The 10,306-nt window shown below is 59.9% G+C and carries 9 protein-coding genes; 4 read left to right on the forward strand and 5 right to left on the reverse strand.

Annotated features, from left to right (window positions below):
- Nucleotides 1-296: 296 nt before the first annotated feature.
- A complete protein-coding gene (locus tag A4E33_RS14545) occupies nucleotides 297-419 on the forward strand; it encodes a hypothetical protein (RefSeq protein WP_292349215.1) in 123 nt (40 codons plus the stop codon).
- Nucleotides 420-485: 66 nt separating this feature from the next.
- Here A4E33_RS14545 and A4E33_RS14550 read toward each other — a convergent pair whose 3' ends face one another.
- Nucleotides 486-2,000: a hypothetical protein gene (locus tag A4E33_RS14550; RefSeq protein WP_292349217.1), complete on the reverse strand. Its 1,515-nt coding sequence runs from the start codon at nucleotides 1,998-2,000 to the stop codon at nucleotides 486-488.
- A gap of 133 nt (nucleotides 2,001-2,133) precedes the next feature.
- A complete protein-coding gene (locus A4E33_RS14555; RefSeq protein WP_292349218.1) occupies nucleotides 2,134-3,051 on the reverse strand; it encodes a class I SAM-dependent methyltransferase family protein in 918 nt (305 codons plus the stop codon).
- A gap of 43 nt (nucleotides 3,052-3,094) precedes the next feature.
- Between A4E33_RS14555 and hmgA the strand changes: the two genes are divergently transcribed.
- A complete protein-coding gene (hmgA, locus tag A4E33_RS14560) occupies nucleotides 3,095-4,372 on the forward strand; it encodes a hydroxymethylglutaryl-CoA reductase (NADPH) (protein WP_292349220.1) in 1,278 nt (425 codons plus the stop codon).
- Between the two features lie 423 nt (nucleotides 4,373-4,795).
- Here the strand turns inward: hmgA and A4E33_RS14565 are convergent, their stop codons facing one another.
- Together A4E33_RS14565 and rimI are read right to left on the reverse strand one after the other, a co-directional pair.
- Nucleotides 4,796-6,391 carry an amino acid permease gene (locus tag A4E33_RS14565; protein WP_292349222.1) on the reverse strand — a complete coding sequence of 532 codons (1,596 nt, stop codon included), beginning with the start codon at nucleotides 6,389-6,391 and terminating at the stop codon, nucleotides 4,796-4,798.
- A gap of 175 nt (nucleotides 6,392-6,566) precedes the next feature.
- The gene (gene rimI, locus A4E33_RS14570) at nucleotides 6,567-7,052 is read right to left on the reverse strand and encodes a ribosomal protein S18-alanine N-acetyltransferase (protein WP_292349224.1); all 486 of its coding nucleotides are present in this window, start codon (nucleotides 7,050-7,052) and stop codon (nucleotides 6,567-6,569) included.
- Between the two features lie 155 nt (nucleotides 7,053-7,207).
- On the opposite strand from rimI, the gene A4E33_RS14575 reads away from it, so the two are divergent.
- Nucleotides 7,208-8,470 (forward strand): DUF1015 domain-containing protein, encoded by a 1,263-nt coding sequence (locus A4E33_RS14575; protein WP_292349226.1) that lies wholly within the window; start codon nucleotides 7,208-7,210, stop codon nucleotides 8,468-8,470.
- Nucleotides 8,471-8,552: 82 nt separating this feature from the next.
- Complete coding sequence (hisG, locus tag A4E33_RS14580; protein WP_292349228.1) at nucleotides 8,553-9,425, forward strand: ATP phosphoribosyltransferase; 873 nt, start codon at nucleotides 8,553-8,555, stop codon at nucleotides 9,423-9,425.
- Nucleotides 9,426-9,597: 172 nt separating this feature from the next.
- Here the strand turns inward: hisG and A4E33_RS14585 are convergent.
- Nucleotides 9,598-10,306: hypothetical protein (locus A4E33_RS14585; protein WP_292349229.1), on the reverse strand; the 709-nt coding region annotated here is incomplete at its 5' end.

Below are 10,306 nucleotides of genomic sequence, written 5' to 3' on the forward strand. Positions count from 1 at the left end.
AAGGGGGGGAGGGGTACCACCCCCCCACCTGCCGGACAGCGAAGAGGGGGTGAGGGGGGTTCCCGGTTCAAAGGTGGCGGGGGTACCCCTCCTCCCCTGGATTCATGAAAGGACTGCTTCTCCGGTATTTACGCCGGTGAGGCGGGTGCCGGGCCGGGCAGGAATTCGTCTTCGTTCCTGCACAGGAGGTAGGGGGTGGGGGTACCTCCCCCCCCTCACGTGATGATAGGGGGGGTCCCCCCAATGCTGACTGAACATGCATCGGCCGGTACGAACATCGCCCGGCGCATATACATATGCAGATGATTGCATACGCACACTCATCCGGCATGCGGGTGAAAAGTGTCTTCCGCCGGACCCCCGCCCGCGACGGGAGCGGGATCATCCACCATGGCACGAAGTTCGTGCCGCTGGAGTGAACTTTTTTCATGGATACAGGGAACGGATCTCGTTTCCGTAAAAAATCGTCAGAGGAGTGTAGTCATTTACACTCTCGTCACCTGAAATACATTATCCGTTTGATCTTCTGCTGCATCCTTCAGTATCGATTGTAACAGCTTTTCCCGGCATTCTGAATTGCATCCCGTTTCCCGTGCGGCATATTGAAGATCAGGAAGCCGTGACGGATCCGTGCCGTTGTGCATACAGGAATTGAAGCAGCATTCGTAATCGAATACATAACAACGGTCTTTGCAGTAGGTCCCGAACCGGAACTCAAGGTACTCACCGGAAAACTGCGAGAGGCAGTCGTCATGGCACTTCTGGTACGCCCCGGGCTGGCAGACCGGATCGCACGGGCAGGTTATCTCTACTTCGCTGGTCTGGTATTCAGGAGCTGGTGTCGGTGTAACGCCCGGCGTTATACCGGAGCCCTGCCGGCCCATAGCCGGTCCCGCGCAGGGATCGGTGCCGGAAACGGCCGCCTGCGGTTGTGCGCCCGGCAGCCCGGCCCAGAAGGGCCGGTCGATCTTGACCGGACCTTCCGGGGAGATGGTCGATACCTCAGTATACCCGAGGTCAAGGATCCCGAACAGCTTCACGTGCCGGAGGGATTCGATCGTCATCATGCCGTTCCCGATATTGATCGTCCTGATCGAAGGATCGGAGAAGACCAGCTGGGTGCCGCCCGTTGCGATCTTTCCTGCAACCGGGCTTGCAGGATCCATGCCGCGGAGTCTGATGCGGATGGTATCATCCGGGCAGTTGTTCTGCAGGTCACCCTTCTTCACCGCGGTGACGTCAGCATCATAGAGATCTGCACCGGCAGACGCGGCTCCTGCCCCGGCTGCGGAAGCACGCGAGGTGCCAACCGAAGTGAGGTAAACGTCCTCCAGCAATCCATGGTGCAGCCGGGACTGGTTGAACGTGCCGGCAATCGCTGCTGCCAGTGCCGGAGAATCTCCTGCTGGCGATGCGCCGGCTCCTGATCCGCCGGCAGCAGGCTGCGGACCTGTGGCGGAGGGTGTGGGCCGGGTGCCGCCGATCCCGCCCGCGGGGGTCCCTGTTCCCATACCCTGAAGCGTCCCGGCCGGGCCGCTGACCGTGGTGGTGGTCCGGGGCGTTCCGGCAGCCGTTCTGGTCGTCAGGGGGGTGGTTTTCACGATGACCGGTGAACCCGTCATGACAGGCGTGTATGTCTGCCGGATGGTCTGGGCCGGAGAAGCCGGGACCATGGTGGCAGTCGGCGCCAGGGTGGCAACCGTTGTCATCTTCACCGTTGTCACGGTGGTCTGGGGTTTCATCGTCTGCGTTGGCTGCAGGGTTGCAACGGGTGTCGGGGCCGGGGTTGTGGTCGCAACCGTTGCTGGTGTTTTCACGGTCTGGACCGTTCCGATCGGTGTCGGCACGGGTGTTGTTGTCTGGATCACGACGGGGGTCCCGGCGGTCTGGACAAGGGTGATCGCAATGACAGGAATGATGAGAACACAAAAAAGGAGGAGGACGGACAGGATTTTACCGGTGAGCCTGTCCGCATGACGGGGACCAGCTGAACGGGGCATGGAATATCATCAGTGACGGATTTGCCGGAGGCATGAAAAATGTTTCGTCCGGGATTTTCCATGCCCAAAAAGAGGTCATACTTCCCACCCGTCTGCCGTCCTGTATGGTGAACCGTGTGCTGAGGAGCCCGAATCAGTTCTGGTCTCTGATAATATCATACACAGCGTGCCACTGCCCGGGCGAGTATGACCGCACGGTGCGCTCGGCAATCACGGTGCCGCCCAGTTCCTGTATCCTCGCGGTGTGCTCTCCTTCAGTAGAGACCAGCGCATAGAAATGAATCGCCCCGCCCGGCCGGCAGAGCCGGAAAGCATCCGGCAGGAACTCCGTGCCGGCAAGGGGCAGGTTCATGACGATCCGGTCGAACTTCCACGACAGGACAGCAGCGAGCCGGCGGGCATCAGCAAGCACCGGGACAACATTCTCCACCCGGTTCTTCCGGATATTCTCCAGCATCAGTTCAACCGCACGGGGATTGAGATCAGCAGCGACAATCACTGATGCCTTTGCAGCGAGCGTGATCGCGAACGGTCCGACGCCGGCGAACATATCGAGGATCACCTCGCCCTCCTGCACCTGATCAAGAATCCGCTGCCGCTCCGTAGAGAGCCGGGCGGAGAAGTAGGCACCGGCCAAATCAACGGTATACCGGCGGCCGTGCTCGGTCACCTCCGTCCGCGTCGTGGGTTTTCCGGCAAGGATCTTCAGCTCCCGGGTGCGGTACTCCCCGCTCACCTCGCCCTGTGCATAGACTGCCGTATGAAGCGACGGGCGCGAGGCAAGGATCTTCTCAGCACCGGCCGGGTCGTCCTCCTGCAGGATGGCGATCCCGCCAACCAGCTCGTGGCGGGGAAGCGGGTCACGGCCTGCATGTGCCTCGAACTCATATCTGCCGGCCCCTTCCCGTTCTGCAAGGACTGGCAGGATGAGATCGGTCCCCTCCCGCCGGACCTTCAGCAACGTATCGAGCGCGCCCTCCCGTATCAGCGCCTGACGCATCGCCTCCCCCTGCCGTGCCGGCACCCTGATGCCCCACTGCCCGACCGTCATCCGACCACGTGTATCATATTACTCTGCGTCCTAACCAATAATCATGGCTGATGACAGCGGGCACCAGCGTGGCAGGGGCAGCGGTGCAAAGGCAGGTCAGAACAACGAGAGGGATACCATCATTCGCAATAAACTCAGGGACGGGTCGCTCAGACTGTATGAACTCGACAGGGAACTCGCACCGATCGATGCGATCCGGGTCCGGCGCGAGTACATCGAGGAGCTGACAGGGGCAAAGCTTGAGAACATCGGGATCTTCTCCATCGATGTCGAGCGCGTGACAAAGCGAAACTGCGAGAACATGATCGGGACCGTACAGGTGCCGGTCGGCGTTGCCGGCCCAATCCGGATCAAAGGCGGCCATGCGCAGGGGGACTTCTGGCTCCCGCTCGCCACCACCGAGGGCGCACTCGTGGCCTCGGTCAACCGGGGGTGCAGCGCGATCACGAAGGCAGGCGGGGCAGATGTGCGCCTCCTGCGCGACGGGATGACCCGGGCCCCGGTCTTTGCCACGGACAGCGTGGCCCATGCTGTGCAGGTCTGCGACTGGGTGACGGCCCACCGTGACGAGCTGAGGGCTGCTGCCGAGAGCACGACGTCGCACGGGAAACTGTCCGACATCGTCACCTTCGTTGCCGGCACCAGCGTCTTTGTCCGCCTCGAGTTCGACACCAAGGACGCGATGGGGATGAACATGGTCACTATTGCGAGCGCAAAGGTCGGCGACCTGATCGCCCAGGGAACGGGAGCCCGTCTCGTGGCCCTGTCCGGCAATATGTGCGCCGACAAGAAACCCGCGGCCATCAACGCGATCATGGGGCGGGGCAGGAGTGTTGTTGCGGGGATTGCCCTCACCCACGACCAGATCAGCTCGATCCTGAAGACCGATGCAAAAACGCTCTTTGAGGTGAACTACCGCAAGAACCTCGTAGGTTCAGCCCGGGCCGGGGCAATGGGATTCAATGCCCATGCAGCCAACGTCGTTGCCGCGATGTTCATCGCCTGCGGCCAGGACGCCGCTCACTCCATCGACGGCAGCACCTGCATCACAACTGTTGACCAGACGGAGACCGGCGCATACGTGGCAGTTACGCTGCCATCCCTTCCCGTGGGCACGGTCGGCGGCGGGACCGGAGTCGACACCCAGCAGGAGTGCCTGAAGCTGCTTGGCGTTGCCGGGAGCGGCAACCCCCCGGGCACGAACGCAAAGAAACTCGCCGAGATCATCGGCGCCGCGGTTCTTGCCGGCGAACTCTCGCTCCTCGGCGCCCTTGCCGCCCAGCACCTTGCCCGCGCCCACCAGCAGCTGGGGCGGGGGTAATACTTCACTTTTTTACAGGTAAAAAAATCACTGAAAAATCGGCTCTCCGTTAAAATAGTGACGGTGCCACGGGCGCTCGGGGTCTGTCGACCCTCGCCCCGCGAAGAATCCTTCGGATTCTTCTTATCTTCACGGTCTGATGACCGTTCAGACCGTGGAGCATGGCCGTATAAGGAGCCCCAAAAAAATTCGGGGGTCAAAAAAACCTGCCCCGCATGCTGCCTCCGCCTATTACCCCTAGGCCTCCGAGAGAGGGCCGGGGCGCAATACAGTCGTCGATAATCGCCTTTTCATATGCGTTCACCGATTAACCTTCTGAGTGACTATCGCAAGGCGGGGGCTGCCACAGCGGCGGGGGCAGAGCGATAGCGGAGCCCCCAAGAGCGTGGGTCTCATGCGTTCTTCAGGGAACGGAAAAAAAGGTTACAGTTTCCCCCGCTTGTCCGGGAACAATTCGTCGAAGGATTTCTCGTCCGGGTTCAGGAACTTGATACCCCTGATACGCCCGGTCTTCCGCCCGACCCAGTAAACAATCATCGGCACGAATACCACCGGTATCGAGAGGTAAAGCGATCCCACAAGCTCTTCGTTGAATGCCAGTACTACAAGCGCAATGACCTCGAGAACGACGCCTATGAGCACCGGCATCCATGGTGACAGGGGGGCCGGCGCAATGATATCGGCATCCGTGTACCCGCGTTCGTAAATGCGTTTGCGGAACACGACCTGAGCCAGGCAGATGGAGATCCAGCAGATCGCACCGGTGAATGCCGAGACGGAGAGGAGCCAGATATAGAGCTGGCCCTCGCCGTTCGTGAACCACCAGAGGGAGAGGACCAGCCAGCAGCATACCAGGGTCATCAGCGTGCCGACCATCGGCACACAGTGCCGGTTGAGCTTCGAGAGGAACCGGGGCGCCATCCCTTCGAGCGAGAGGCCGTACAGTGCCCGCACCGCCCCGTAGAACCCGCTGTTGGCACAGGAGAACGCCGCGGTCAGGACAATGAACGAGAGGATTGCCGCAGCCTCCTTAAAACCGTAATTGGCAAGCGCTGTCGAGAAGACGCTGTCGGTGAGCCCGGCCTCGGCATAGGGGATGATGAGGATCAAAAAGAGGATGGGGAGGATATCGACGCGGATGATCCGGTGGACCACCATCCGGCAGGCTTTCGGCACGGTCTTCTTCGGGTCCTGCGTCTCGGCGGCTGCAAGGCCCACGATCTCCGAGCCCTGGAAATTCACGAGGATCAGGGCCATGTTGGCAATGAGGATGAACCAGCCCGCAGGGAAGATATCGTCGTACAGGTTCCCGTTCGGCGGGAATACCACGCTCGTCCCGATAAATCCCGCTGAACCGATAAGACCAAGGACGATGAGGGCTGCAACGATACAGAAGATGACGTTGTGCGCGATCTTGACGATGGCAAGCGAGCTCTCCACCCAGCCGAACCCGCCGACCTGGATCAGGTTCAGGATGGTGATCATGAGCAGGAACGCGATGGCCCAGAGGACGACCGGTACTTCGGACACGAACACGTGCATGATGATGCCGCCGGCAACAGCCTCCGACGGGATATATGCGCACCAGTTGAACCAGTAACTCCAGCCGGTCCCGACGGCCCAGGTCGGGGAGATGAACTCGGCGGAGTAACTGATGAAATTACCCTGCCGCGGCACGTTGACCAGCAGCTCGGCAAACGACTGCATCACCGTATAGATGATGAGGCCGCCGAGGGCATACAGCAGGATGACGCTCGGGCCCATCTGGGAGATGAGATACCCGGTGCCGAGAAAATAACATGACCCGATGATACCGCCGATGGCGATCAGGTTCGCCATCCATGGCTGGATACCGCGTTTCAGGCCGAACTCGCCCATGGGGGGAAGAGGGTCGTGCGGGCGGTGGTGGTGTTCTATGCTGTCAGTTATGTCCCGCTGCTGGCGTTCAGGGTCGGGAAACGGGAATTCTGTTCCATTCCCGTCGGGAGAGGGGTCCGGGGGGATCTTGTTCTTGGTCACACGGCATGCACTTGTTCCGAAATCAATCCCACACTAGTCATCATTACAGGGAAAAACATTTGCCATATTTACCTGCCGTTCCCGCATGAAACAGGACTGCGTTCAGGCGAACGGGTGCCGGAACGGGATGCCTCGGGACCGGAAACGAAACCCGGGGAGCGCACAGGGGACCGGATTAGAACCGGAACCATTTCATCATGACAAGGGCGTCTTCGCCATTGGCGTAGTACTGGTCGATGGCAAAGACCGGGCGGTACCCCATGCGCTGGTAAAACCGCTGGGCATTGGTGTTGGATACCCGCACTTCGAGCTGGACACCGGTGGCAAGCTCGAGGGCGAACTGGTGTTCGGTTCTGCGGACTAGGAGTTTCCCGATACCGCGGCGCCGGTACCTCGGGCTGACCCCGAGATTGCACAGGTGCCCGTAGATGTTCTCTCCCGTATCCTCGAGGCCGCCAACGATAAAACCTGCAACGGCCCCGTCGCAGACGGCCACGAAATACGTGGTGGGGTAATACGTCAGCGCTTCCAGGAACACAGACTGGTCCCACGGGTCGGCAAACGACTCGTTCTCGATGGCGACGATCGCCGGAATATCCGCAGGACCGGCGTGCCGGATCTGCGGCAGGGGATAGGTCACCAGGTCATGAGGCCGGATCATGGATTGGTTCCTGCGCGGTTGTGCAGTACTGATCTGAAGCGCTCTCACAACATAGTTTTTGGTATTGCCTCCAGAGGACCAAGCGACGGGAAATATAAGGGATAACGTCCAATGTTGTGAGCAGTCCGGGGACATTTTTCCGGGTGTGGTTTCGGGTGAAGATCTATCGTTTTGCAGGTGTGCGGCCTGACCGCGGGGCGGCACAGGATATTGCATCGGTTCCCTATGATGTCGTGACCGCGGAGGAAGCTCGGGCAATCATTGCAAAAAAGCCAAAAAGTTTCCTCCGGGTCAGCAGGTCCGACGCGGAGATGCCCGGGGTCCCCCCGCATGATCCACAGGTCTATGAACGGGCACGCAGGAACTATACTGCCCTGCTCTCGCAGGGTCTCATGCAGCAGGACAAAGAGCCCGGGATGTATCTCTACCGTGTGCGGCAGAACGGCGACACATTCCTTGGCCTCTGCTGCTGCCTCGACGTGGAGGATTACCGGAACGCGACAATCCGCCGGCACGAGCAGACGCGGTACGACAAGGAGGAGGACCGCACCCTCCATATCGAAGCGACAAAGACCCATAACGGCCCCGTTGTCCTTCTCTACAGGGATACGGGCGGTATCTTCTCCTTTTTAAACTCCCTGATCACTCCGTCAACTGCTCCCGATTCAGAGGTCCGGGCAGACCAGGGGGGCATCCACCAGATCTTCCGGATTACGGATCCTTCTGTCCTTGAGAAGATCGAGACCCATTTCCTCTCCGTCCCTGCGCTCTATATCGCCGACGGCCACCACCGGGCCAAGGCGTCCGTGAACCTTGCGGACCGAAGGATTGCCGCCGGGCTGCCTGCCGATGGGGAAGTTACGCGGTTCATGGGCGTGATGTTTGCGCAGGACCGCGTCCGTATCCACGGGTACAGCCGCCTGCTGACGGATCTCGGGCAGTATTCCCCGTCGGCATTCCTCGTGGAACTCGCGAAATATTTCGAGGTGGTCCCGTACGGGAATGTCAGGGGTGCGGAATACAATATCCAGCCAAAGGTCAAAAAACCGGAGCGCTATCATGTGGTGCACATGTATCTCGGGGGCCAGTGGTACGAGTGCACGCGGCCGCTCGAGAAGAATGCTGCACCGCTCGATGCTCTCGATGTAGCCGTGCTCCAGACGTACGTACTCGAAGGGCTGCTCGGGATCACCGATCCCCGCGGGGATCCCCGGCTCCAGTACCTCGGAGGCGCACGACCGGTTGCCGATCTCGAGAAACTGGTGGACCTCGGGAAGTACCAGCTCGCGTTCGCCATGCAGCCGGTGAAGGTCACGACCGTCCTCTCCATCGCGGATGCCGGCGGGGTCATGCCCCCGAAGTCCACATGGTTCGAGCCCAAGCTGCTGAGCGGTCTCGTTGTCCATACGTTTGACTGAGGCCCGCCGCAGCGTATCCCTGCCTGCTCCCTGACCCCCCACCCTTCGCCTTTATCGGTTTTCAGCCGCAATGGTACAGGGTATGATCAGTATCGCACTCCCGAAGGGCAGCCTCGAGGCCCAGACGCTCCAGCTCTTCAAAGAGGCCGACCTTGAGGTCAGGCGCACGGACCGCGATTACAATCCCACGATCGCTGACAAGCGGATCGGGAAAGTGAAGATCCTCCGCCCGCAGGAGATCCCGACCTACGTGGAGAAGGGATATTTCGACCTCGGCATCTCGGGCCTTGACTGGATCCGCGAGACCGGCTCGGATGTTGTTCAAGTGGCTAGCCTCTCCTACAGCAAGACCGGTGAGGGGAATGTCAAGATCGTTGTCGCCGTCCACCGCGACGAGCCGATCGAGAACGTGACCCAGATCCGGCCGGACAGCCGCGTCACCACCGAGTATCCGGCCCTGACCCGGAAGTTCTTCGAAGACCTGAAGATCCCGGTCCAGCTCTTCCACTCGTACGGGGCATCCGAAGCCAAGGTGCCGGACCTGATGGACGTGGTCGTGGACCTCACGGAGACCGGGACCACCCTGCGCAAGAACGGGCTGAAGATCATCGGCCAGATCATGGAGTCCCACACGGCCATCATCGCCAACAAAGCGAGCTGGGCGGACAGTGAGAAGCGGCGCGAGATCGAGGAGATCCGGACCCTCCTCTTCGGCGTTATCGAGGCCCGGCACAAGGTGCTGCTCACGATGAATGTCCCCACGGCATCCATGGAGCGGATCGTGGCCACGCTGCCCGCGATGAAGAAACCGACCGTCAGCCGGCTCCACGGGATCGAGTATTACAGCATCCAGACCGTTGTTCCGAAGAGTGCGGTCAACCAGCTCATCCCGCAGCTCAAGGCCTGCGGGGCCGAGGACATCCTCGAGATCCCGATCGCGAAGATCGTGCCATGAACAAGCTATCCTGAAAACCAACCCTTGCTTCCTGTTTCAGGGAGACAGGACTATAATTCTTATTCTTCCGGCCTATGCAAAAACAGATATCATCTCTCTCAAGCGAAACATAGACGCTGTCGGGGAAAGCGAATCTGACAGGGTTGGAGAAAAACGGGAGAGAATAGAAAATTTACAGAGAGACAATATCCACCTGGTATTCCTTGAGCACGAGAGTGCCTGAGCTCACGGGGAGGCGGTATTCATCTGCAGTACAGGCGCCTCCCGCGCCTTTGGTCATCTTCAGGGCATTCACGAAATAGCTGTCCCAGGCAAGGGAATAATCCTGTGATGGAACCGGGAAATCGTATTTCAGGCAGACGGTATTGCCGGTCGGTGAAATCTGGGAGAAATTGGTACTGTTGATCCTCATCTGGACATTCCCCACACCGGATATCGCCATCGGGGCTGAACTGTTGAACGAGATCAGGTTGACAACCATGGTGTTTGTCGTGGAATCGTAGAACCACCGGGGCTGGGCAAGCATGGCAGAACCGGGTTCTACCATGTTCTTCGTAACAACCGCACCGTTCTGCAGGGAAACGTGAACTCCTGAGGCAGTGGATGAATATCGGAGCTCGCCGGGCCGGAAATTATTGACATACACCGCACCTGTACTTGCATCGCGAATGGAGACGAGGGCGAAAGGCGTTGCCGTTATGGAAGGATCGCTGGGATAGACCGTGAGCGACCCGGAACCGGTGTTCAGCATGGTCTCCTTGTAAGGAACGGTCTTGAACGTCAGGCTTTTCACATCGTTCTGGAGCACGATCATGTTCTTCTGCATGATCTGCGTATCTGCACTGGTCTGTTCCCGAAGAAGCATGGGATACCCGTACAGG

Origin of the sequence: Methanoregula sp. PtaB.Bin085 (genome assembly GCF_002067035.1) — an archaeon.
GTDB lineage: Archaea > Halobacteriota > Methanomicrobia > Methanomicrobiales > Methanospirillaceae > Methanoregula.